This is a genomic window from Kordia aestuariivivens (assembly GCF_014397005.1).
GTDB lineage: Bacteria > Bacteroidota > Bacteroidia > Flavobacteriales > Flavobacteriaceae > Kordia > Kordia aestuariivivens.
The window spans coordinates 48,715-74,517 of sequence record NZ_JACGWS010000001.1 but is presented as its reverse complement, the minus strand read 5'-3'; the positions used below and the strand labels follow the sequence as shown (position 1 = coordinate 74,517).

Genomic DNA, 25,803 nt, shown 5'->3' with positions numbered 1-25,803 from the left:
TTAATTTCCAAAATTGTATCGAAGCGTGATTCCTGATCGAATCGTCGTTTGTGGAAACGCTGTTGATACTGCAAATTTAGAAAATGTATGATCGTAATAGAATAAGGCAGTTAAGTTTCTACTCAACGCATAATCCGCAGTGAATTTTAACGACCATAATGTTTGTCCGGCTGTTACTTGATTGTTGAATAAATCTAAACTTCTAATAATGGTGATGTTTTCTCTGAGCGATAAATCTGCTTTTAAGTTTAAGTCACCTTTTAGTGTTGTTTTCTTTCCTGCTATACGTGTATCAATTCGAACATCTTTGAAACGATACCCTAATCCTACGATGTATTCGTTTCCGGAAACTTCTGTAAGCAAGTTATTATCAAAACTTAATGATAATGCACGATCGCGCTTTATTTCGGCTAACACTTTAATAGAACTTTTCATTTCAAAATCAATTCTGATTAATGGATTGAATTGTTCAACTAAGTTTACATTAGAGAATATATTTTGATTGTGAAAGTTCCCACCTTGATCAACGTTTGTAGCAGAAAATGGTGTATCAGCTTCGTAATCTAAGTTGTTTCTGAACGAGTTAATTGTATAACTTGAACGATATCCATGTGATAAAGAGAAACGCTTGAAACGCTTTTTAAACCATTTTAATCGCATTAAACCTGTATACTTCACTGTCCAGTTTGGAATTGGCACATCTCTAAACGCGCCTAGTTTGACATCATTTGCATCTTTCCCAGAATATGCTGCAATGAATGCGGGTAATAATACTGCCTGATTCGTTTTTCCAAATCCATCAGGAAAACCGTCTCCATCAGTATCTGTTAATGGTTGCCCATTTTCAATTGCCACACGTCGTGCAATGATTTGTCTGTTATTTTCAAAATCTTCAAATGTGACTGATTTGTCTGCATCACTTTGCTTGAAAGCTGTTTTTATGAGCAATGTAGAAATTCCAAAGTTTCCAAATGTATTTCCTGCACCATTTGGTGACAAGGAAGTGTATTCCCCATTTTGAACATTGAACTGTTCCGAGAAATTTTCAGAATAGTTACGATTGGCTACTACATCAATTTTTAAATCTTTTAATGGTTCTAGTTGCGCAGTAATGTCTAAGTTTTTATTGTGAACTTGGGTAAACTGCTGGTTGAATTCTGAGAATTCTGTTAAGTATCCTTGTCGCGCAGCTTCATATCGAACATCAGCCTGACTACCAAATACGAACCCAATAGAAGGTTTTAACGTTCCAATGAATCCAATAGAAGGTGTATATCCAGGTAATACTTTACCATTATTTTCAGAGTAACTAATATTTACACGTTTTACACTTCCAACAATATCAACTACAGTATTGAAAATTTTATTTCCAACACTCGATTTATTAGCTGGTTTTTTCGGCTGGTTTGCAGGTGTTGTTGCAGGAATCCCTGGCTTACCCGCTTGTCGTAAGTTTGTTTTTCTGTTCACTTTACGCTTTCTAACAAATCCTATGTATTTATAGAATTTTGTCATATCTAACGTAGCATTAAGTGTATGTGTGTTTGCGTTTTGGATTGTATTTAAACGTTCTCCTGAAACTTCTCGCAATACATCAGAACCACGTTGCCAGTTAAAATCTCCTGTGTAACTATAATTCGCATCTATGAAACTAAACGTTGGAATTTTGTTTAGTGGCAAATCATACGTTAGCTGTAATGATTGTGTATGCGTATTTGGATCTCCTACATCCCAGAAACCATCCCAAATTCCATAATCAACATCTATTTCGCCGTTTTCATCAAAGTAGTTGTTGACAATATTGTTATTGGCTGCTGTAAAATTGAAACGTAATGAGTTTGTTAAATTGTAATTGATGGCGTACGACCAATCAAATAAGAAGTTACGTTGTTGCAAGCGCGGTAAGTTTTCTACTTCAGCATCTGGCAATAGTGGATCTCTATAAACCTGATCGTTGAAACTTCTTGTAATATTTGAGTTTAATGAAATACTTGTCGGTAATGGATTAAAATTAAAGTCTTTTAACCATTTCCAATATCTTCCTGTGAATAAAGAATCATTCTTTTTGAATGGTTCTATTGATTTTGGCTGAAAGTTAAAGTTATAATCTAATCCTGCACGTACATTTTGATCACGCAACGACTTAATTTCATAATCGTGATGTTCTGTTTCGTTGTATGAATACGAAAGTGTAACGTTTTCTACATCATAGAAATGTGGTTTTTGCTCTGCACCTCTTTCTTTTCGAACACCAATAAAGTTGATGCTTTTACGTTTTGTGTAATCAATTGCTTCTTCAGTGATTCTGTCTCTTTCACCTTGTGTTGCGGCTAAATCCAATCGATCATCCAAACGGATATCTTGATAGAATGGATCATATTCTGGCGTAATGACTTCTTCTCCTATGCTATAATTGAACGGAATTTTGATTCCCCATTTTTTAGGCAATAATTGTCCTAAACTTATATTCGTAACAAAATCATATTGTTTTACATCTTCTCTACTTCTTTCGTTTGGCGTTTGTTCTAAATTTCCAAAACCAACCGTACTGATTCTTCCCGCAGCAGAAACCGTTGCAAAATCTGCAAAGTTTGCATCTAACGAACCAACTGCTGCCCAACCACCTTGATTTTCTAATTCGGCTAAACGCAATTCGTTAAACCAAAATTCTCCACAAATTGGAATTCCACCAACTGGTGTATTTGTTGCATCTAAACTTGTAGCTGTTGAGTTTTTTATACCAACCATTAATGAACGTACACGACCAATTGTAGGATTACCAATGATGGCAATTCGCATGCGTTCATCTGATCCATAATCTGCAAATTGGTTTGTAATTGGCTCTGCATTTTCATTGTAGTATGCCGCTTCTGTTCCAGCGGTGGCATTGTTAAAGTTTGCCGCTTTGATTCGTGTTAATAATGCTAATGGAATATCGAACTCGTTTCTCCAAACATCTTCTGATGAAGATTCATTATCCGCTGTTACATTTAATGGAATTTCTACTTGATAGTAGTTCTGTGTAAAGTCATTTCCAAATCGCAAGAAAGCAACTGCTTGCTGATCTGCTAATTGTACCGTTTGTCCAAATAATGATTCAGCATGGACAAACATTTTTAAGTTTTTATATTGTCGTAAATCAATATCAATATTTTTGAATACACCCCTGGAATCTCCCGATTCTAAGTCACAAATAGACATTGCCAACGATTGTTCATTTTGACGAATAACCGTATTGTTATTGTTTAATTGCTCACGAACAACTCCTGGTGGAATTACATATCCAATTGGTAATTTGTTTGCGTTTTCTTCAACGTTTACAGTGTTTACATCAAATTGTGTTCCTGTATCTACACCATCTTGCGGACTATCTCCGTTATCTTGTAAAGTAAGATTGTAACGTCTCCAATCACCACGAATTAAATCTAACGTTGCAAAACGCAATACCGTTGGCTCATTAAAACCTGTCATGTACATACGAATGAAACGGATAGAACGTAAATCGTTTAACGGAATTTTCTCATCTGGTGTCACTGTTGCATCTGGTGACTGATTGAATTCAGAGATTGGAATTTTGAATTGAACCCATCGTGAGTTGATTGAAGAACCATTTGGCAAATCTGTGGTTACCGTACGTTCGTCTGTAATGTATGTCGTTGCAGTTCCTATTCCTGGATTGATCGGAATTCTAAATTGATAGTAGTTATCAATTGTGTTCATCGTTTGATCTCGGTTGATGTCTTCTACATCAGGAACCGTTGTTGAACCTCTGTTTGTATCTGATACTGCAATTGGCGAGTTTCCTTGTGTACCATTGTAGTTTTTGTATCTATTTAAAACATCTCCATCTGCATTTAAGAAATACTGATAGTTATCTGCCGCTGGATCGGCTTCACCAGCATAGTTTGTATATTTTAAACCTTCTTCATCATCTGGCAAACCATCTAATCCAACATCTTGCACTTGTCGGTTGGCATCATCTGCATCAAACGCATATACTAATGATTGTGTTTGCGGCACTTCTCCCCAAAATGTTTGTGTTACTAGTGGATTGATTGCGTCTGCTTCTGGCAATCCATTTTCATATTGTTTACGACCATCTTTTAACACATCTTCCGAAATGTTACCAATGTTTAATACCAATTCTCCTCCTGGACTTGTGGTGTTTCCTTCCGAAAAATACGGGTCTAATACCCAAAACTGAATATATTCTACGTTTGCTTGCTCAAAGTTTGTCGTTGTTACAGGACGCATAATTCCTCCCCAACTTTCTTGATCTGGTTGGTCTGCAAAGTTTGGTCTGTTATTATACGGGCCTCTTTCGTTTGGATAATATGCTAAGTCTAATGTTGTTTGTATGGTAGTTTGTCCACGAGCAATATCTGTTTGTGGAAATATTTCGTCTACAAATATTCTACGCGTTTCACTTCTTGACACGTCGTTATCAGTAAGTCCACCTGGTGCCTGATTTCCGTAGAATACTGGATCAATGGTATACCAAGCTAGTTTTGCTCTGTTGAATCCGTATTCAAGTTGATCGTTTCCAAATTGTCCTCCTAAGTTATCACCTAAAATATCTCCTGGTGTTCCGGGCGTACTTGCTAAGAACCAACCTAATGGTGATTTGATGTCAATGGTAGATTGTGCACCTTCAAAATCATCTACATACGCGGTTGCTTCACCTTCAAAGTCTGCATTTTTAGGACTTCCTGGCAATAGGTATGCAAATTCTCCACGAATGGAAACATTAGATACTACATCTGTGTCAACATTTGGCAACTTGTTTACCAATCGTGTTAGGAATGGAACTTCTGTTGAGTAATTTCCGTTGAATCCAAAGATAGAGTTGTTTACTGGTTCTGCTCCGTAGTTTGCTTTTTGCGTTATTGGTCGCTCATTTAAGTTTAAATATGTAGCTCCAATTAAGAAGTTTTCATTGAATTGATGTTCAACGTTAATTCCTGTAAATCGTTTGTTTTGTTGCCCAAATAATGAGTTATTTTCTACGGATACATCAATTGGCGTATTAGATGCTTTTAGTCCTTCATCTAATATTGTAACACGTCCTTGTTGATAGTTTACTGTATAGTCAATTCCTTCTTGCAAAACACGTCCACCAGCAGTAACTCTTACAGAACCTCTTGGCACATTGAATGCTCCTAACGGAATTCCGTCGCCTCCTTGTGATTTGTAACGTCCTTTTAATTGAAATTTGTTTAAATCGGCATCATCTAGTGCGCCCGCTTTTGTTTCGGTATACATCGTTCTGTATACATATCTTGTTTGGTTGGCGTTGTAATTGATTGGAACATCATAGTCTTCAGAAGCTGCATTTCTTAATTTTTCAAATAAGAAGTTTCCAAAGGGTTCTACTTTTGTGAATATGATGCGTCCAAATTCTTGATCGACCGTAATTCCGGGATAGTAATCAAAAAAACCGTCTCCGCCTGCTTGTGGATTTTGATAAATATCTAATCGGTCTAAACCGAATACTTTTAATAATATTTCGTCTGCTACATCAGCGGGAAGTGCAGGACCAGATGGCACCGCTGTAATATAGTTTACTGGCGAAGGATCTGTATATAATATGTTTAATCTGAAATCTTCTGGACTTAATTGGTATGCATCCGTAGCATAGATGTTTTTCATCATTAAATCCCAAATAGGATCTTCTACTTCAGTAATAGCACTTTTTAATAGTTTTACAACTAAGTTTTGATTTTGAATTTGTGTTGGATTTCCGTCTACATCCGTACTTGTTACTTGCGTTGCATCAATTCCTCCATTGGCAAATTCACCAACTTGAAATACTTGTCCATTTGCGGTATATTGAAAGGCAACAGCTAAGACTTCATCATTACTTAAACGTTGGTTTAAAGAAACGTATCCTAATTTGGTGTGTACTTTGTATTCGTTTTCGTTAAGCTTTCTAGCATTTTCAAGATATACATAATCAAATCCTTGTTGTGCGCCTGCTGTAACACCAGTAAATCCTTGTTGAATGGTTGCAATATCTCTAATTTGTTCTGAAAGTGCTGAACCTGCTCCAATTGTTTCTGGGTTATAATTGTTATTTTCGTTGTCTGGAAAATCATTCGGGTTTACTGAGTTAAAGAAACCTCCCACTGAACCGATTCTTGTTTTGTTCGGATCTGCTTCACCTAAATCTTGCAATCCTACAATGTTACGGACATTACTTGTCTGAGCAGATCGGTTGGTTACCCAAACTTCAACTCTTGTAATTTCAACAGGACTGTTGATAAATGGATAGTTTTCTAACGCAGTATCGTATCGATCTCTAAAGTATTGTGACATAAAGAAGTGACGATCTTCGTCATAATCTAATGCAAATAAAGCAAATTCTTCAATGGTTCCACCGCCTTCTGAGGTAATGGTTCTGGTTTGCGAACGTTGCTCTGAGAATACACCTGTAATACGTGTTTTTCCAAATTGCAATTGTGTTTTTACCCCAAATAAACTTTGCGCTCCTGTGATTAAAGAACTGTTCAGTGGCATGCTCACATTACCAACTTCAATTTTTTGAAGGATGTCATCTTCTGTTGGCGTATATTCTAGTTTGATTTGATTCTGAAAGTCAAATGTAGATTCTGTATCGTAGTTTGCATTAATTTTTAATCGTTCTCCAACTTTTCCAAGTAAACTTAAACTGATTCGTTGATCAAAGTCAAAACTTAAGTTACTTCGGTTTCTTGGTGATAATGCTGGATTGTCATTTTTCTGGAAACGAACTCCTAAATCCATTGCCACCGAACCTTGCGGAATTACTTCAATGGTATTTCCTCCAAAGATACTTTCAAAGAAATTGGAATTGATTTCAAATATTGGTAATAAGTTTTTTAGTGCATCTTCCGAACCTTCTTTTTTCCCCGAAATAGCATCAAGCTTTTCCTTGAAATAACCTTTCATACTTTCCTTTAGCAATAACTCACGGTATTGTCTTGGCGTTAAGATTAACGGATATCGGATATCGTAGTTTGCAACAGATTCCGTGTAGATGTATCTGTCTATTTTTGGATCGTATGTATATTTTGTGACAATGCTGGTTGGGTCTTTTAATTTTATCTTCCCAATGGCAAAGCCTATTTGTGTTGAATCTTGTTGTTGCGTTGCTGGTTCTTGCGCCGCTACTATGCTGGTAAATAACAAAGCGAATACGGCAAGCGCATTTTTGATATGTTTTGTTATTAAGTCGGTATTGTTTTTCAAAGTAATTATAAGTTTTTTAATGCCATTTTGATCATTTCTTCTACGCTTCCACTAGGCATTTCTTTAATTATTTTATCGAGGACTCTTTCAGATTGTTTTCGTGTATAACCTAATACTTCCAAAGCAGATAACGTTTCTTCTTTGTTTGTATTGTTTTGAGACATTGAAACTTCGTCAAGATCGTATAATTTTAAGACTTTATCTTTTAATTCTATGATGACACGCTGTGCTGTTTTTGCACCTATTCCTTTTACTCCTTGAATTGTAGCCACATCCGCTGAGCTTATGGCTTCACAAATTTGTTCGGAAGTTAAGGAAGATAGCATGGTTCGCGCAGTGCTTGTTCCAATTCCAGAAACCGAAATTAACAACCGAAATACTGCACGCTCACTTTTTTGAAAAAAACCATATAGTGTTTGTGCGTCTTCGCGAACGTAAAGATGCGTAAACAGTTTTATGTTTTCTTGATTCGGGATTTGAGAATACGTAGTTAACGAAATGTTGATGAAATATCCGACTCCATTACATTCAATAACAACGTCTGTTGGATTTTTCTCTACGAGCTTCCCTTGTATGTGAGTAATCATCTATTTGAACTAGTTAAAGTCCCAAATGTAATAAATTTATTCACATTTCTTTAACGAATTCAGGCTTTAATATACTAAAGCAGTATACTTCTTAGATTTACATTTCTTCTTTTCGTTGTTGCCACTTTTCTTTTTCCTGTGCATCGATCACCGCAACAGCTGCCATATTGATGATTTCATCAACACTTGCGCCGAGTTGCAAAATGTGAACTGGCTTGCTCATTCCCAGCATAATAGGCCCAATTGAATCTGCTTTATTAAGCTCTTTCATGAGTTTATATGTAATGTTTGCTGCGTCTAAGTTTGGAAATACAAGCGTATTTACTTCTTTTCCTGCTAATTTAGAGAATGGAAATTTTTCTGCAAGCATTTCTTTGTTTAGTGCAAAATCGGATTGTACAGCACCGTCTACATTGATCTCTGGATGATATTTGTGTAAATATGTAACAGCTTCATCTACTTTTTTTGCTCTTTCATGATCAGACGAACCAAAGTTTGAATAAGATAACATGGCAATGTTTGGTTCTAATCCGAACATTTTTACTGTTAGTGCTGTCATGTGTGCAATTTTTGCCAATTCCCGCGCAGACGGGTCAATATTTATAGAAGTATCCGCTAAAAACATTGGACCACGTTCTGTAATCATTAGGTTTGTTGTAGCAACTTTTTTCACACCTTTTGCTGTTCCGATAAGCTCTAACATTGGTTTTACAACTGTTGGGTAACTTCTAGAATATCCTGAGATTAAACCATCGGCATCGCCTTCATTTACCATCATTGCGGCAAAGTAGTTACGCTCGCGCATTTTACTTTTTGCATCGAGCATCGAAACTCCTTTACGTTTTCTGGATTCCCAATAGATTTCTGCGTAATGTTTTCTTTTTGCTTTTTGCTCGTTTTTTTTAGGGTCGATGATTTGCACATTACCCTCAAATTCTAGTTCTTCACTAAGTTCACGAATAATTTTTTCGTTTCCTAGTAGAATCGGAATCGCAATACCTTCATCGTATACATATTGCGCTGCTTTTAATACATCTAAGTGATCTGCTTCTGCAAAAACGATTCGCTTCGGATTGGTTCTTGCTCTTTTGTGTAGCAATCGAATGATTTTATTGTCTGCTCCTAATCGATGTAATAATTCATCTTCATATTTTGCCCAATCTTCAATAGGTTCTGTGGCTACTCCAGAATCCATTGCTGCTTTTGCAATAGCTGGCGGAATTTTTGCAATTAATCTTGGATCAAATGGCTTTGGAATGATGTAATCTTTACCAAATGTAAGTTTGGTTTCTCCGTATGCAATGTTTACTTGCTCTGGCACGGGTTCTTTTGCGAGTTCGGCTAACGCTTTTACCGCAGCCATTTTCATTGCTTCATTAATTTTTGTTGCACGAACGTCTAATGCGCCACGAAATATGAACGGAAATCCAAGTACATTGTTTACCTGATTTGGATGATCTGATCGCCCTGTTGCCATGATGATATCTTCTCGCGAAGCAATAGCTTTTTCGTAAGAGATTTCTGGTGTCGGGTTTGCCATTGCAAATACAATAGGATCATGTGCCATTGAACGCAACATTTCTGCTGTGACAATATTTCCTACTGAAAGTCCCAAGAAAACATCCGCACCTTCCATTGCGTGTGCTAAAGAATCATAATGTTTTGACGTTCTAAAACGTGCTTGCATTGGCGATAAGTCTGTTCTGCCTTTGTGCAGTAAACCATCTGCATCAAACATGGCAATATTTTCTAATTTCGCTCCAAGTGCAATGTATAAGTTCATACATGAAACAGCTGCCGAACCTGCTCCAGAAACTGCAAAACGCACATCTTCAATTTTTTTATCTGCTATTTCTAACGCATTGATTAATGCTGCTGACGAGATAATTGCCGTTCCGTGTTGATCATCATGCATGACAGGAATATCCAATTCTTCTACAAGTCTGCGCTCAATTTCAAATGCTTCTGGCGCCTTGATATCTTCCAGATTGATTCCGCCAAACGTAGGTGCTATATTTTTTACCGTTTCAACAAATTTGTCTATATCTTTCGCATCTACTTCAATATCAAATACATCAATATCAGCAAATATTTTAAAGAGCAATCCTTTTCCTTCCATGACAGGTTTTGACGCTTCAGGACCAATATCCCCTAAACCTAATACAGCTGTTCCGTTAGTAATCACAGCAACTAAGTTTCCTTTTGTAGTGTACTTGTAGACGTTTTTTTTGTCTTTTGCTATTTCTAAACAAGGTTCGGCAACTCCTGGAGAATACGCTAGGGATAAATCGCGTTGTGTAGTATATCTTTTCGTAGGAACCACTTTTATTTTTCCCGGTTGCGGTTTCGCATGGTAAATAAGTGCTTCTCTTCTTTTACGTTCTGAATTACTCATATTGATGGGTTTCATCACCTTTGGCTAGTATAACTGTAGGCAATATGAATTTGCAAATTTATATGTCTGAGTTTAAAGGAAAAAATTTAATATGCTTTCTTTAGTGTTATTTAACAAAAAGTCTTTGAATCACAGTCCTACTCTGTCTTTAAGAATTTGATATTTCGAACTAATCCTGTGTATTTGGTTCGTTTGACAGCCGATTTTTTGAATATTTCACTAAATACTTCTTGTGTGATTTCTTCCCAGTCTTTTTTAGTCATGGACAATAATTCTGGATGCGGATTGAATAAAGGTTCGTTATGCGGTTTTGAGAATTTATTCCACGGGCACACATCTTGGCAAATATCGCAGCCAAACATCCAATCGTCAAAATGTCCTTGTGCGTGTATTGGAATTTCATTTTTTAGTTCGATGGTGAAATACGAGATACATTTGCTTCCATCCACCACATACGGATCTACAATGGCTTGCGTAGGACACGCGTCAATACAAGCGGTACAACTTCCGCAATGATCCGTCACTGGCGAATCGTATTCTAAGTCTAAATCAATGATGAGTTCGGCAATAAAATAGAAAGAACCCACTTGTTGTGTGAGCAAATTGCTGTGTTTTCCAATCCAACCCAATCCGCTTTTTGCAGCCCAAGCTTTGTCTAATACTGGCGCTGAGTCTACAAATGCGCGTCCTGAAACTTCTCCGATTTCATCTTGAATGAAGTTTAGTAAATGCTTTAGTTTGTCTTTGATGACAAAGTGATAATCCGTTCCATACGCGTATTTTGAAATTTTTGGCGCTTCTGGATCTTTTTGGATTTCTGACGGATAGTAGTTTAAGAGTAACGAAACTACCGATTTTGAATCTTCCACTAATTTCGTTGGATCTAATCGCTTGTCAAAGTGATTTTCCATGTACTGCATTTCGCCGTGCATGTTTTTGTTGAGCCAAGCTTCTAATCGTGGTGCTTCTTCTTCTAAAAATCCTGCTTTTGAGATTCCACATGACAGAAATCCTAAGCGTTTTGCTTCAGCTTTGATGAGTTCTGTATGTTTTTGTGTTGAATTCAAGCAGTTCTATTTGTAAATTTCAGCGTCACATTAATTGGCTTTAGCGTGATTAACGGCGCAATTTCCACTGTTTTTTGATCAGTTTCGATGTGATATTTTTTTAATACAGCATACACCGACAACATCATTTCGTAGAGTGCAAAACCATTTCCGATACACATTCTTGGTCCTGCACCAAACGGAAAGTAATGTCCGGCAGTTTCTTTTCGGTTTTCTTCCGAAAAACGTTCCGGAATGAAATCATTCGGGTTTTTCCAGTATTTTTCGTTTCGGTGCAATTCGTAAAACGAAATTCCGATCATGGTTCCTTTTTCTATGTTGAATTCTGCAAATGAATCATCTTCAATCGCAACTCTATCCGTAATCCATGCTGGTGGATATAAACGCATTGCTTCTTCCACGCAGTTTTTTACATAGTTGAGTTTTGCCAATTTTTCCATTGGCGTTAAGTTATCATCAATCGCATCTACTTCTGCAACTGCTTTTTTGAGTATTTCAGGATCTTTTGCGATCAAGTGAAATGTAAACGTGAGTGCGTTTGCCGTTGTTTCATGTCCAGCCACAAAGAAGATTAAGATTTCGTCGATTAATTGCTCGTTGGTCATGGAAGTTCCGTCTTCTTCATATTTTGCCTTGAGCAACATGTCTAATAGATCATCATGTTGTTTTTCAGACACACGACGTTCGTCGATTACTTTGTTAATAATATCTCTACTTTCTTGGACTAATCCCATGTGTTTTGCAACCAATCCGCTTACTTTATACCACCATTTTTTGTGTGGCTGACGAATTTCACGAATGATAAAGTCTTGTAATTTTTCAATGATTTCTTGCAGACGATGCATGGTGTTATCATCTGAAGAATAGTTGAATAATGATTTTGCAACCACATGAAACGCCAATTCGTTCATGATGGAGTACAAGTCTACTTTTGTATCTGTTTGAAGGTTCTCAATTTGTTTTTCAATGGTACCTTCCATAATGGTCACTAATTTTTGTAGTTTTTCTCTATGGAATGCCGGTTGAATGAGTCTTCGTTGTTTTAACCAATAGTCGCCACTTGACGTTAATAATCCTTTCCCAACATATTTGGATAGGTATTTCGTCTGAATTTTAGATTTGTTATAATTCCGATGATTTTTTCGAAGAATGTGCATCGTAATTTCTGCATCGCGCGTAAGCATGACCCTTTTTGAAAACGGTGGCGCAATTGAAAACGAATCGCCATTTTTATCAAAACCTTCTTTGTGAAAAGGAATTGGATTTCGCGTAATTGTAGACGACTTTAACAACAACTTAAAAAACGGAATGGAGTTTGGGTATTTGTACATTGGTTGTTCGTTGTTCGTTGTTCGTTGTTTGTTGTTTGTTGTTTGTTGTTTGTTGTTTGTTGTTTGTAAAATCTAACTCTTTTTTGCCACAAATTCACAAATGTTTTTTTGTTGTTAGCATCTCGACTACGCTCGATGTGACACATTTATAATTTATCACTCCTAAAACAATCCTCCTTGCGTTGCACCTTTGATTCTACCTAAGTGTTTGTATGCAAGCTCCGTGACTTCTCTTCCTCTTGGTGTTCGCATGATGAATCCTTGTTGAATGAGAAATGGTTCGTATACTTCTTCAATGGTTTCGCTACTTTCAGAAACAGCCGTTGCTATGGTTGTGATTCCCACTGGTCCACCTTTGAATTTGTCTATGATCGTTGATAAGATTTTATTGTCCATTTCATCTAAACCGTACGCATCTACATTTAATGCTTTGAGACTGAATCGGGCAATTTCTATGTCAATGGTTCCATTTCCTTTTATTTGCGCAAAGTCACGCACTCTACGTAGTAATGCATTTGCAATACGCGGTGTTCCACGACTTCTTCCTGCAATTTCTATCGCTGCTTCCATGCCTATTGGCACATCGAGTATTTGTGCGCTTCGCTGTATGATGGTTGATAGTAATTCTGTTGAATAGTATTGTAATCGGCTAGCAATTCCAAAACGTGCACGCATTGGTGCTGTTAGCAATCCTGAACGCGTTGTCGCGCCTATTAATGTAAATGGATTGAGATTGATTTGAACCGTTCTGGCATTTGGTCCAGATTCAATCATGATATCAATTTTGTAATCTTCCATTGCAGAGTAGAGATATTCTTCTACAATTGGACTTAGTCTGTGTATTTCATCTATGAATAATACATCGCGTTCATCCAAATTTGTGAGTAAGCCTGCTAAATCACCTGGTTTGTCTAATACAGGTCCAGAGGTTACTTTGATACTTGCCCCCAATTCATTGGCTAGAATGTGTGCGAGTGTTGTTTTTCCCAATCCCGGAGGACCATGAAAGAGTGTGTGATCGAGTGCTTCTTCACGAAGGTTTGCTGCTTGTACAAAGATTTGTAGATTTTCTAATACTTGATCTTGTCCTGTAAAGTCTTCAAAGGATAATGGTCGCAATGCTTTTTCTACATCTAATTCTTCTGGAGAATAGTTTTCGCTGTTAGGGTTTAAGTTTTCGTTCATAGAGGTCTGTATTGGGAAAATACATAATTATATTCCTAAATTACATACGGCTTCCTCAACAAAGATAAGAGAAAAAGCTTATAAAGACATGATTAAAGCAAGGTTGCTTTTTTCATAGTTCATCAAGAGTATTTTATATATTTTCTCACAATTAACATTAAATATTACCTATTCTCCTACGCAATATGTTATATTATACTATATAACCAAAAATCTTTAATCATGTTAAAAAACATTTTAAATTTAGATGGCGTTGAAACGTTATCTAAAAAAGCACAACAAGAAATTAACGGAGGACTTCAAATTCCTGTACCACAAAATTGCAATGGTGTGTATTGTCCAAGTTATTGCCATTGTATTAGTGCTTACAATTCCTATTGTGTATTTACTAGCGGTCGTAGGCAAGGACAGTTTTGCTATGCTCTGTAAGTTATACCATTTACAAATTAAATTTACTGTAAAAGGAAAGAGTCGCTTTAGTAGTTAAAGCGACTCTTTTTTTATGTTGATATTTTATGAAATTTCTGTTTTCATGAGATCTCCATTTTCTTGGAGATTTCCGTTTTCACGGAAATTTTAGTGATGCATTTCTTCTTCTCCGTCCTTCATTGGAACGTTTTGCGGAACAAAATCATCATCATGACCTGGTTTACTGTAATCGTAAGCCCAACGGTGAACATGAGGAATTTCTCCTGGCCAGTTTCCGTGCATGTGCTCTACTGGTGCTGTCCATTCTAATGTGTTTGATCTCCATGGATTCTGAGGTGCTTTCTTTCCGAAGAAGATACTACCAAAGAAGTTGTATAGGAATACTAACTGGAATGCTCCACCAACAATTGCAAATAATGTAATGATTACGTTTACATCTGCTAAATCATCAAATAATGGAAATTCTGAGTTTGTATAGTAACGTCTTGGCAATCCTGCCATTCCGATAAAGTGCATTGGGAAGAATACTCCATACGCACAGACTGCAGTTACCCAGAAGTGAACATAACCTAAGTTTTTGTTCATCATTTTACCAAACATTCTAGGGAACCAATGATAGATTCCTGCAAACATCCCATATAATGCAGAGATACCCATTACTAAGTGGAAGTGTGCTACCACGAAGTATGTGTCGTGCACATTTATATCTAGTGTACTATCACCTAATATAATTCCTGTTAAACCTCCTGTAATGAACGTTGATACTAATCCGATAGAGAATAACATCGCTGGGTTCAACTGTAAGTTACCTTTCCAGAGCGTGGTGATATAGTTAAATGCTTTTACCGCTGAAGGTATTGCAATTAATAGTGTTGTAAATGTAAATACAGATCCTAGGAATGGATTCATTCCTGAGATAAACATGTGGTGACCCCAAACAATTGTTGATAAGAAAGCAATTGCTAAGATAGATGCTACCATGGCTCGATATCCAAAGATGGGTTTTCGGGAGTTGGTCGCAATGACTTCTGAGGTAATTCCTAATGCTGGAAGTAATACAATGTATACTTCTGGATGTCCTAAGAACCAGAATAGGTGTTCAAATAATACTGGCGAACCACCTTGATAGTGTAATACTTCTCCTTGTATGAATATGTCTGATAGATAGAACGACGTTCCAAAACTTCTATCAAAGATTAATAGTAATGCTGCTGATAGTAATACTGGAAACGATACAACACCAATGATTGCTGTAACAAAGAATGCCCAAATTGTTAGTGGCAATCTTGTCATAGACATTCCTTTTGTACGAAGGTTGATGACCGTAACAATATAGTTTAATGAACCTAGTAATGAGGAGGCAATGAATATTGCCATCGATACTAACCAGAGCGTCATTCCTAATCCTGAACCAGAGATTGCTTGTGGCAATGCACTTAATGGCGGATAGATTGTCCAACCTGCAGATGCTGCCCCACCTTCCACAAATAATGATAGCACCATGATTACACTTGAAATGAAGAATAACCAGTATGATATCATGTTTAGGAATCCTGAAGCCATATCTCGTGCTCCAATTTGCAATGGAATTAGTAAGTTACTAAACGTACCACTTAATCCTGCCGTTAATACGAAGAATACCATGATTGTACCGTGAATGGTTACTAATGCTAAGTATTTATCTGCGCTTAATACACCATCTGGTGCCCAGTTCCCTAAGAATATTTCAAAGATTGTGAACGATTCTTTTGGCCATGCAATTTGCATACGGAAAAATATAGACATCATGACTCCAATAACTCCCATGATGGTACCTGTAATTAAGTACTGCTTGGCAATCATTTTGTGATCCTGACTAAAGATGTATTTAGTCACGAAAGTTTCTTTATGATGATGTCCGTGATCGTCGTGTCCGTGATCTTCTGCGTGTACTGCTGTTGCTGACATATCTTATATATTGTATCTTTTAATAATTTTTTATTGTTCCTTTTTTCCGAAAGTTGCTTGTTCTGCAATCCACTTATCGTAGTCTTCTTGACTTTCTACGATTACTTTCATTTGCATGTTGTAGTGCGATTCACCACAAATTTTGTTACAAATTAAAAGATAATCGAATTCATAAGCTTCTAACGCTTCTTCCCCTTTGGCTAGTAGTTTTTCACTTTTCGCCGCTCTGATATCGTTGATGCGTCTCACCTTATTCGTGATTTTTTGCGTATCACGCATTTCCTCAGTCGTCTTTGTTGGCTTCATTGCAAACTCAGTAATCATACCAGGAACACAGTTCATTTGCATTCTAAAGTGTGGCATGTAAGCAGAGTGCAATACGTCTTGAGAACGCATTTTGAAGACTACTTTTTTATTGACAGGCAAGTGCAATTCTTGCGTAATGATATCATCTTGTGCATATACATCTTCTCTGTCTAAACCTAAGATATTCGGATTGTCTCCTAAGTCAATCAAACGAACGTTTGCTTTTCCTAAGACATTGTCTTTTCCAGCGTATCTAGCTTTCCAGTTAAATTGTTGTGCGTATAATTCAACTACAATTGGATCATCATCCATGTTTACATCCATGATTTCATTCCAAGTGAATAATCCATAAAGAATTAAACCTGCTAATGTGATTACAGGAATGATTGTCCAAATAAATTCTAGCTTGTCATTATCAGCGTAGTATAATGCTTTTCTTCCTTCTTTTCCTCTGTATTTGAAAGCAAAGTAGTGAAGTAATGCTTGCGTTAGTGTTTGCACAAAGAAGATCAGTATCATTGATATGATCATTAATGTATCTACACTCGTTCCGTGTTCTGATGCAGCATTCCCAATTAATGGTAAATCGCCCCATTTTACGAAACATACTATTGTGATAACGTATATGAATATCAAGAATCCCATCATGAGGTATCCGTTGACATTGTTATCCTTGTCATTCGCTACTTGAGAATTATCAGCTTTCGCCTGTGATAAGTCAAATATCTTTGTCAGCTGCCAAATTGCGATTGCAATTAGGATAAGTACTATAATCGTTAGTAAACCAGTAGTCATCTTATTTTATACTGTTTTGAATTAATTAATAATGAAATTGTTTACTTTCTTCAATAAACGGATTTCGTTTTGGCAATAATGGTGCTTTTGTTAGTGCTGTAAACACAACAAAGATGAATATCCCTAAGAATAGTAAGATTGCTCCTATTTCCGCTATTCCAATTGACCAATGTGGACCAACTGTTGCAGGCATAACCATATTGAATATATCTATGTAATGACCAAATAAGATCACGATTCCTGCAATTACAATAATCCAATTTAATCGCTTGTAATCACTATTCATTAAGATTAATAATGGGAATATTAAGTTCAATGCAAGCATTCCAAAGAATGGCAAGTTGTAATCTTCAATTCTAGTGATGAAGTATGTTACTTCTTCTGGAATGTTTGAATACCAGATTAACATAAATTGAGAGAACCATAAGTATGCCCAGAAAATACTGAAACCGAACATAAATTTTGCTAAATCATGTAAGTGACTGTCGTTTACATATTCTAAAAACCCTCTTGATTTAAGGTATATGGTCACTAAAGCAATTACTGTAACTCCCGATACAACCATACTTGCAAATACGTACCATCCGAATAGTGTACTAAACCAGTGATGATCGAAAGACATAATCCAATCCCAAGACATTAAAGATTCTGAGATTAAGAATAATACTAAGAACATTGCTGCTAGTCTGAAGTTTTTCTTGAAGTTGCTGTTATCAGTAGCATTATCTTGACGTATTGATAAACGACGAGAGATTTGACGATATGCAATCCAAATTGAACTGTAAATAACTGCTCTGATTAAGAACCAAGGCACATTTAACCATGCTTGTTTCCCTACAGTTAACTTGTCATACGTTGGACTACCTTCTCTGATCAATTCTGGATCCATCCAATGAAATAAGTGATTCCAATGTAATACACCCGAAATAAATAGTAATAAAATTATACTAATCGTTCCTGGAATGATATACGCCGTAATTCCTTCCATGACTCTGAATAACACTGGTGACCAACCTGCTTGTGCCGCACGTTGTATAGCATAGAATGCCAATACACCCAATGAAATCATCATAAAGAAGAATGCTGCAATATATATTGCCGCCCAAGGCTTGTTTTGTAATTGTTGTAATTTGTGTTCATCTTGATGAGCTGCATCGTCATGACCAGCATTAGCACCATGACTTGCATCTGCGTGATGATCTGTTGAAGCATGCGCATCGTCGTGTGCTTTTTCATCACCATGATGATCTGCCGCATCAGCTTTGTGATCATCGTGATGTGCTGTTTTAGCATCATCATGTCCTGCGTCTGCATGGTCTCCATCGTGTCCGTGACCATGAGCAGCTTCCATTGCTTTCATATCTTCTACTGAACTTGGCACACTAGCAAGGCTAAAACCTACCATGATAGCTCCAAGTGCAAATGAAATGATTGCGAAAAGTCTTAATCTATTTGAAAACGTATACATTGTATATAATTCTATATCGTTATTGGTCTATTTTAATTCTGCCTTCAATTTTAATACATACTGAGTAACTTGCCAGCGTTCTTTTGTATTTAATTGACTTGCATGTGATCCCATGTTGTTTTTACCGTACATAAGTACATGGTAAATACTTCCTTCAGTGATCGCTCTTGCTGGGTCATTGTATTTAGGTATTCCTAAGAATTTTTCTCGTTTTGCAAGAATTCCTTGTCCGTCACCTTTGTTCCCATGACACACTGCACAATAAATTCCGTACAATTCTTTTCCGTCAGCTAAGTTTTCTTCTGTTGCTTCTAATGGAGAAATCAATTCAGCTTTTGCAGCTTCATATCCTTCGTTCGTGTTATCATACTCATAAGGCAACCAACCTCTTTTTACACTTCCTTCCGCAGGAATTTGTGCTTCCATATTGTTTTTTGCAAATCCTCCGTAAGGAACTCCGTTTACCTCTTGGTAAGCTTCATATCCTACAGGCTCATACATATTTGGAAAATATTGATAGTTTGGCTGCGATTTATTAAAGCATGAAGTCATTAGCAACGCTGCTCCAAAAACGACTCCTATTTTTATAAGGCTTTTCATAATTCTTATTAGTGCTTTTCAGTGACTTTAATTTCAGTAGCTCCTGTTTCTAATAACAGTGCTTTTAATGCATCTTCATTTCCGTGAACTGATACTTCCATTAAGAAGTGATCGTCTGTTGTTCTTGGATCTGGGTTTTCAGCTTCTTTAAATGGCCATAATCTACTTCTTAGGTAGAATGTAATTACCATTAAATGCGCTGCAAAGAATACCGTAAGTTCGAACATAATTGGCACGAATGCTGGCATGTTTTCTAAGTAACTAAAACTTGGTTTTCCACCAATATTTTGCGGCCAATCTGTAATCATGATATAATTCATCATTACAATTGCAACTGCCAATCCTACACATCCATACATGAATGCTGTAATTGCAAGTCGCGTAGGCTCAAGTCCCATTGCTTTGTCTAGTCCATGTACAGGAAATGGTGTAAATACTTCCTCGATATGATGATTTTCTTGACGTACTTTTTTGACTGCTGCCATTAGCACATCATCATCGATATACATTGCTTGTATTACTTTATTACTCATGGTTACCGTCTCTTAGTTTTTTATAATTTTCTCCTGATGATTTTAAGATTGATTTTACTTCTGCCTGTGCAATTACAGGGAATGTTCGAGAGTATAGCAAGAACAATACAAAGAAGAATCCGATCGTACCTATAAATATTCCTATATCTACAAACGTTGGCGAGAACATTGTCCATGATGATGGAAGGTAATCTCTGTGTAATGATGTTACGATAATTACGAAACGCTCAAACCACATTCCAATGTTTACAACAATAGAGATGATAAAAGAGAACATGATACTTGTTCTTAATTTTTTAGACCACATAAATTGTGGAGAGAACACGTTACATGTCATCATTGCCCAATATGCCCACCAGTATGGTCCGGTTGCTCTGTTTAAGAATGCATATTGTTCGTATTCTACTCCTGAATACCAAGCGATGAATAACTCTGTTATGTATGCACATCCAACAATAGAACCTGTAATCATGATTACGATGTTCATTAATTCGATGTGTTGTAATGTAATATAGTCTTCCATATTACACACTTTTCTCATAATGATTAATAAGGTGTTTACCATAGCAAATCCTGAGAATACCGCACCTGCCACAAAGTATGGAGGAAAGATGGTCGTGTGCCATCCTGGTATTACAGACGTTGCGAAGTCAAACGATACAATGGTGTGTACCGAAAGTACTAATGGTGTTGCTAAACCTGCTAATACCAATGATACTTCTTCAAAACGTTGCCAATCTTTAGCACGTCCACTCCAACCGAAACTCACTAAGCTGTATATTTTCTTTTGGAAAGGTTTTACGGCTCTATCTCTAATCATAGCAAAATCAGGAAGTAATCCTGTCCACCAGAATACTAATGATACTGATAGATACGTAGAGATTGCAAATACATCCCAAAGTAGTGGTGAGTTAAAGTTTACCCAGAGTGAACCAAATTGGTTTGGAATTGGTAATACCCAGTATGCTAACCAAGGACGTCCCATGTGAATGATTGGGAATAATCCTGCTTGTACTACTGAGAAGATGGTCATTGCTTCCGCAGAACGGTTAATTGCCATTCTCCATTTTTGACGGAATAGTAATAGTACTGCAGAAATCAGTGTTCCTGCGTGACCAATACCAACCCACCAAACGAAGTTTGTAATATCCCAGGCCCAACCAACTGTTTTGTTAAGACCCCAAACTCCAATTCCAGTAGATACTGTGTAAATAATACATCCAATTCCCCAAAGGAATGCGAGTAAAGCAATTGAGAATACTATCCACCATTGCTTATTTGCTCTTCCTTCTACTGGAGCTGCTATATCAAGAGTTACGTCATGATATGATTTGTCTCCCGTTACTAAGGGTTTTCTTATAGGTGCTTCGTAGTGCGACGCCATAATCCGTTTATAATTGTTTCTTATTAATTCTCTTTTTTATGCTTCTTTTGTATTCCTAACCTTCACGTGATATTGTACGTTTGGCTTCGTTCCAACGTGCTCAAGTAAATGATACATACGATCATCTTCAAATAATTCAGCTACTTTGCTTTCTTTATCGTTGATATCTCCGAATGTCATTGCTCCTGAACTACATGCTGCAGAACAAGCCGTTTGGAATTCACCATCTTTGATTTGTCTTCCATCACGTTTTGCATCAAGGATTGTTTTTTGTGTTTTTTGAATACACATAGAACATTTTTCCATCACACCACGCGAACGTACAACTACATCAGGGTTTAATACCATACGACCTAAATCGTCATTCATGTAATAGTCAAATTCGTCATTCTTATTATATAAGAACCAGTTAAATCGACGTACTTTATATGGACAGTTGTTTGCACAGTAACGTGTACCTACACAACGGTTATATGCCATGTGATTTTGACCTTGTCTACCGTGTGATGTTGCCGCTACAGGACAAACTGTTTCACATGGAGCATGGTTACAGTGTTGACACATTACAGGCTGGAATGCTACTTGTGGATTGTCCGCTGGACTTTCCAATTCTAAGAATCCTCCTAATGAACCTTTTTCTCCAAATAATCCGCTAAATTCTTCTTTCTTTTTGTCGTCTTCCGAGAATGTTTCCTCAGAAGAATAGTATCTATCAATACGCAACCAGTGCATATCTCTACTTCTTCTAACTTCTGTTTTCCCAACTACTGGCACATTGTTTTCAGCGTGACATGCAATTACACATGCGCCACATCCTGTACAAGCGTTTAAGTCAATAGCTAAGTTAAAGTGATGTCCAATTGAACGATCAAATTCAGCCCACATATCCGCTTCTGAACTTGTCGCAGCGATCATTTTGTGATCTTTAGACACATGTGGTTTTTCATTGAAGAAAAAGTCTCCATACTGATTTTTATCGCGAGTATTGAATACTTCTAATGTTGTTTCTTTTACGATGTCACCTCTACCCATTAAGGTATTGTGCAACTGAACGCAAGCAAATTCGTGCTCTCCGCCAGCTGAAGCAACTGAAACATTTTGAACTGTATTGAAATTGTTGTAAACTTTATAAGCGTTTACACCAGTTTGCATTTCTTCTTTAATTCCAGCTTTTTTACCGTATCCAAGCGCTAAACCAACGGTTCCTGGTGCTTGTCCTGGTTGAATGATTACTGGAACCTTCATTGGTTCCCCACCATTTACCGTAATGTTTGCATACGTACCATTTAGTCCGCCATTGGCAACATTCCAGTTTTTCAAGTCTTTTGCATCAGCATCTGCTTGAGAAACGGTTAAGTAGTTATCCCAAGAAGCTCTTGTGATTGGATCTGGAAATTCTTGCAACCAAGGATTGTTTGCTTGTTGTCCGTCTCCCATACCTGTTTTAGCATACAACACTAACTCCATTCCTGAAGCCGCTTTTGTCCCTGCTAATTTTCTAGCTTGTGAATTTACATCTACACTTGCAACTGCTGTTTCTTCAACTTCTGAAGCTTCAATAGCATCCGTTGCTTCTTCTGCTAAGCTAACTGTTGCGGTTGTTGAGTAAACTCCATCATGAACTGCTTTGTTCCATGAAGTTCCAAGGCTTAAAATGTTCGTAGACCAAATTTCTTTGATATACTCGTAATATGTTTTTTCGTTTCCAGTCCACTTTAATAAAGCATCTTGAAATTGTCTTGTATCAAATAATGGACGAATTGTAGGTTGCATTACACTGTAATGACCTTTTTTCATTTCTACATCTCCCCAAGATTCTAAGTAATGTGGAGCAGCAGCTACATATTTTGTATGCATTGCCGTTTCGTCCTCATGCATTGTGAAAGAAACTGCTAAGTCTAGTGTTTTTAAACTTTCAGCAAACTCATTTCCATTAGCTAGTGTATATACTGGATTTACTCCAGCCATAATGATTCCACCAACAGCATCATTTTTCATGTCGCTGATTAGCTTTGCTACGGCTTTATCATTTCCTTGTCTTACTTTACGTGGTGCATCTTTGTCATAAGCCTCACTGTTTAATGCTTCGTTGATTGCTAAGACTAAACTTTGCGCATCAACATCATTAATTCCAGTGATAACAACTGCTTTTGAACCAGCTACTTCTAATTGACGAACAGCTTTTGCTATTGCATCTTCCGCTTTGTCAGACAATTTTCTACCTGAAACACTGTTTCCAGTAACTCCTGCATAGATTTTTGCCAACGCAACTTTTTGATCAGATGGCGATAACGGAACACGCTTGTCAGCATTTGCTCCTGACAATGTCATGTTTGATTCAAATTGAATATGTCTAGACATATTTTTATGACCATTCTTTCCAGTAGGAATTCTACCTTTTGCATATCCATCATCATATCCACCACCTTGCCAGTCTCCTAACAAATCAGCTCCAACAGATACAATTACTTCTGCTTTTGAAAAATCATAGTCAACCAATCCTCTTTCGCCATATTTAGCTTCAAAAGCATCTAGTGCAGTAGATTCTGATATTGCATCATATACTACATGTGTTACATTTCCATACTTCGCTTTGAATTCTCCAACTAATTTAGCTGTTGAAGGACTCGCAAAAGTTTGTGTTAGTAATACAACTTGCTTTTGAGCAGCACTCAATTCATTTAATTTTTGTCCAACTTCCGCATCTAATGTTTCCCAAGAAGCATCAACACCCGCTATTTTTGGCTGTTTTACTCTTAAGCTATCATATAAAGATAGTACAGATGCATGAACTCTAGCATTTGCACTTCCTTTTACAGCTGCGTCTTTGTTGTTTTCAACTTTGATTGGACGACCTTCTCTTGTTTTAATTAAGATACTTGCAAAATCATATCCATCTGCGATTGTTGTCGCGTAGTAGTCAGCAACTCCAGGAATAATAGTTTCTGGCTGTACTACATAAGGAATCGATTTTATTACTGGTCCTTCACAGGCTGCTAATGTAGCTGCTGCTGTACTAAAACCAACATATTTAAGAAAGTCTCTACGAGAAGTTGAAGAGGACTCTAAAGTCTCTTTATCTCCTAAGAATTCATCTACAGGAATCGCTTCCACAAACTCATTCTGTCTAAGTGCGTCAACAATGGAGCTATTCTCATTTAACTCCTCAACACTTTTCCAGTATTTTTTGTTTGATGCCATGTTATATATATAAAATTAGCTTCTTAATTAATATTAATAGTGACATTTTCCACATTCTAAAGCTCCCATTTCAGACGCTTTGAATGATTCAACACCATATTTTTCTTTTAACTGCTCGTGAATTTTATCGTAATATGCATTACCCTTAAAGTTCACATCTGTTTCTCTGTGACAGTTGATACACCAACCCATTGTTAATGGTGAATGCTGTTCAACAATTTCCATTTCTTGTACTTCTCCGTGACATGTTTGACAATCAACTCCAGCAACCATTACGTGTTGTGAGTGATTGAAGTATACAAAGTCTGGCAAGTTATGAATACGCACCCATTTCACTGGCTTTGGCTCATTTGAATACGTTCGTGTTGCTGCGTCCCAACCTGTTGCTTCGTATATTTTTTTGATTTCCTTGTCGTAGAAGTCTTTAGAGTATTTCGCAGATGTTTCTCCGTTGTACTCATTGATGTTCATGTGACAGTTCATACATATATTTAGCGCTGGAATTCCTGAATGCTTACTTACTCTCGCTGACGAGTGACAGTACTTACATTCTATTTTGTTATCTCCTGCGTGAATTTTGTGCGAGAAGTGAATTGGCTGAATTGGCTGATATCCTTGATCGATTCCAACTTGCATAAGATATCCATATCCAAAGTATGCAGATCCTAACAAGAAGAAGATTGTGGTAACGATTACTAAGAATTGATTTTGAGCAAATGCTTTCCAAATTGGCGTTCCTTTTGCTTCTTCTTCAACCAACGTTCCATTTGCTACTGCAAATTTTCGAAGTGTTTTGTTTACTAAGAATAAACCTAATGCTAATAAACCGAATAAAACGATTAATGCCCAAAGAATCATTTCACTTGAAAAACCTCCCGGAGCAACAGGTGGCACATCTGTAAGTTGTTTACCGCCATCTGGGACTGTTTTCGGCTGAGCTGTATACGCTAAGATATCATCTATTTGCTTATTACTCAACTGAGGAAAAGGCGTCATGATGCTCTCATTATTAGCCTCAAATACTTTTACAGCATATTTATCACCTGATTTAATCAAGGCTGAGCTATTCTTAATCCATTTGTACAACCACTCACGGTCTAAGCCTTCATCTTCTGCTAAACGAGCTTCAATACCTCTTAACATCGGTCCGGTTGACTTAGAGTCTAACTTATGACAAGCAGCACAGTTGGCATTGAACAACGCTTTTCCAGCCGTCACGTCGCCTTCTTGAGCAAAGATTGAGGTTGAAAATGCTAGCATTAGCGCTAGCGCGATTCCTAAAATTCTTGAAATTGAATTACGGCGATTCACCTTTTTCATATTTTTAAGTCTTCTTAATTTGGCATGG

The 25,803-nt window shown here is 37.0% G+C and carries 15 protein-coding genes; 1 reads left to right on the top strand and 14 read right to left on the bottom strand.

Features of this window, described 5'->3' with window-relative positions; all coding sequences use genetic code 11:
- From sov to ruvB, 6 genes are all read right to left on the bottom strand, one after another.
- Complete coding sequence (gene sov / locus H2O64_RS00260; protein WP_187560130.1) at positions 1 to 7,227, bottom strand: T9SS outer membrane translocon Sov/SprA; 7,227 nt, start codon at positions 7,225 to 7,227, stop codon at positions 1 to 3.
- A gap of 5 nt (positions 7,228 to 7,232) precedes the next feature.
- Complete coding sequence (gene ruvA / locus H2O64_RS00255; RefSeq protein WP_187560129.1) at positions 7,233 to 7,814, bottom strand: Holliday junction branch migration protein RuvA; 582 nt, start codon at positions 7,812 to 7,814, stop codon at positions 7,233 to 7,235.
- Positions 7,815 to 7,911: 97 nt separating this feature from the next.
- Positions 7,912 to 10,209 (bottom strand): NADP-dependent malic enzyme, encoded by a 2,298-nt coding sequence (locus H2O64_RS00250; RefSeq protein WP_187560128.1) that lies wholly within the window; start codon positions 10,207 to 10,209, stop codon positions 7,912 to 7,914.
- A 137-nt stretch (positions 10,210 to 10,346) separates the two neighbouring features.
- A complete protein-coding gene (gene queG, locus H2O64_RS00245; RefSeq protein WP_187560127.1) occupies positions 10,347 to 11,276 on the bottom strand; it encodes a tRNA epoxyqueuosine(34) reductase QueG in 930 nt (309 codons plus the stop codon).
- Positions 11,273 to 12,607, bottom strand: a complete 1,335-nt coding sequence (locus H2O64_RS00240) for a cytochrome P450 (RefSeq protein ID WP_187560126.1) — start codon at positions 12,605 to 12,607, stop codon at positions 11,273 to 11,275. Before H2O64_RS00240 ends, queG begins: the two co-directional genes overlap by 4 nt.
- Before the next feature lie 162 nt (positions 12,608 to 12,769).
- Complete coding sequence (gene ruvB, locus H2O64_RS00235) at positions 12,770 to 13,792, bottom strand: Holliday junction branch migration DNA helicase RuvB (RefSeq protein ID WP_187560125.1); 1,023 nt, start codon at positions 13,790 to 13,792, stop codon at positions 12,770 to 12,772.
- Positions 13,793 to 14,014: 222 nt separating this feature from the next.
- On the opposite strand from ruvB, the gene H2O64_RS00230 reads away from it, so the two are divergent.
- Positions 14,015 to 14,221: a hypothetical protein gene (locus tag H2O64_RS00230; RefSeq protein WP_187560124.1), complete on the top strand. Its 207-nt coding sequence runs from the start codon at positions 14,015 to 14,017 to the stop codon at positions 14,219 to 14,221.
- A gap of 147 nt (positions 14,222 to 14,368) precedes the next feature.
- On the opposite strand, the gene H2O64_RS00225 is transcribed toward H2O64_RS00230, so the two are convergent.
- From H2O64_RS00225 to H2O64_RS00190, 8 genes are read right to left on the bottom strand one after another with little or no spacing between them, the layout of a single operon-like run.
- Positions 14,369 to 16,168, bottom strand: coding sequence for a cytochrome c oxidase subunit I (locus tag H2O64_RS00225; protein WP_187560123.1), 1,800 nt, complete (start codon positions 16,166 to 16,168; stop codon positions 14,369 to 14,371).
- Positions 16,169 to 16,198: 30 nt separating this feature from the next.
- Positions 16,199 to 17,269, bottom strand: coding sequence for a cytochrome c oxidase subunit II (locus H2O64_RS00220; protein WP_187560122.1), 1,071 nt, complete (start codon positions 17,267 to 17,269; stop codon positions 16,199 to 16,201).
- 25 nt (positions 17,270 to 17,294) lie between these two features.
- Positions 17,295 to 18,737 (bottom strand): urease accessory protein UreE, encoded by a 1,443-nt coding sequence (locus H2O64_RS00215; protein ID WP_187560121.1) that lies wholly within the window; start codon positions 18,735 to 18,737, stop codon positions 17,295 to 17,297.
- A 27-nt stretch (positions 18,738 to 18,764) separates the two neighbouring features.
- Positions 18,765 to 19,337, bottom strand: a complete 573-nt coding sequence (locus H2O64_RS00210; RefSeq protein ID WP_187560120.1) for a c-type cytochrome — start codon at positions 19,335 to 19,337, stop codon at positions 18,765 to 18,767.
- Between the two features lie 8 nt (positions 19,338 to 19,345).
- The gene (locus H2O64_RS00205; RefSeq protein ID WP_187560119.1) at positions 19,346 to 19,870 is read right to left on the bottom strand and encodes a DUF3341 domain-containing protein; all 525 of its coding nucleotides are present in this window, start codon (positions 19,868 to 19,870) and stop codon (positions 19,346 to 19,348) included.
- Positions 19,863 to 21,254, bottom strand: a complete 1,392-nt coding sequence (nrfD, locus tag H2O64_RS00200) for an NrfD/PsrC family molybdoenzyme membrane anchor subunit (protein ID WP_187560118.1) — start codon at positions 21,252 to 21,254, stop codon at positions 19,863 to 19,865. Before nrfD ends, H2O64_RS00205 begins: the two co-directional genes overlap by 8 nt.
- A 36-nt stretch (positions 21,255 to 21,290) precedes the next feature.
- On the bottom strand, positions 21,291 to 24,455 hold the full coding sequence (locus H2O64_RS00195; RefSeq protein WP_187560117.1) for a TAT-variant-translocated molybdopterin oxidoreductase: 3,165 nt from the start codon (positions 24,453 to 24,455) through the stop codon (positions 21,291 to 21,293).
- A 33-nt stretch (positions 24,456 to 24,488) separates the two neighbouring features.
- Positions 24,489 to 25,775 carry a cytochrome c3 family protein gene (locus tag H2O64_RS00190; protein ID WP_187560116.1) on the bottom strand — a complete coding sequence of 429 codons (1,287 nt, stop codon included), beginning with the start codon at positions 25,773 to 25,775 and terminating at the stop codon, positions 24,489 to 24,491.
- Positions 25,776 to 25,803 lie beyond the last annotated feature (28 nt).

Excerpts from the sequence above, each read along its gene's own strand:
- ruvA (WP_187560129.1), bottom strand. The coding sequence starts at position 7,814 with ATGATTACTCACATACAAGGGAAGCTCGTAGAGAAAAATCCAACAGAC.
- H2O64_RS00250 (WP_187560128.1), bottom strand. The coding sequence starts at position 10,209 with ATGAGTAATTCAGAACGTAAAAGAAGAGAAGCACTTATTTACCATGCG.
- H2O64_RS00240 (WP_187560126.1), bottom strand. The coding sequence starts at position 12,607 with ATGTACAAATACCCAAACTCCATTCCGTTTTTTAAGTTGTTGTTAAAG.
- ruvB (WP_187560125.1), bottom strand. The coding sequence starts at position 13,792 with ATGAACGAAAACTTAAACCCTAACAGCGAAAACTATTCTCCAGAAGAA.
- H2O64_RS00230 (WP_187560124.1), top strand. The coding sequence starts at position 14,015 with ATGTTAAAAAACATTTTAAATTTAGATGGCGTTGAAACGTTATCTAAA.
- H2O64_RS00225 (WP_187560123.1), bottom strand. The coding sequence starts at position 16,168 with ATGTCAGCAACAGCAGTACACGCAGAAGATCACGGACACGACGATCAC.
- H2O64_RS00220 (WP_187560122.1), bottom strand. The coding sequence starts at position 17,269 with ATGACTACTGGTTTACTAACGATTATAGTACTTATCCTAATTGCAATC.
- H2O64_RS00215 (WP_187560121.1), bottom strand. The coding sequence starts at position 18,737 with ATGTATACGTTTTCAAATAGATTAAGACTTTTCGCAATCATTTCATTT.
- H2O64_RS00210 (WP_187560120.1), bottom strand. The coding sequence starts at position 19,337 with ATGAAAAGCCTTATAAAAATAGGAGTCGTTTTTGGAGCAGCGTTGCTA.
- H2O64_RS00205 (WP_187560119.1), bottom strand. The coding sequence starts at position 19,870 with ATGAGTAATAAAGTAATACAAGCAATGTATATCGATGATGATGTGCTA.
- nrfD (WP_187560118.1), bottom strand. The coding sequence starts at position 21,254 with ATGGCGTCGCACTACGAAGCACCTATAAGAAAACCCTTAGTAACGGGA.
- H2O64_RS00195 (WP_187560117.1), bottom strand. The coding sequence starts at position 24,455 with ATGGCATCAAACAAAAAATACTGGAAAAGTGTTGAGGAGTTAAATGAG.
- H2O64_RS00190 (WP_187560116.1), bottom strand. The coding sequence starts at position 25,775 with ATGAAAAAGGTGAATCGCCGTAATTCAATTTCAAGAATTTTAGGAATC.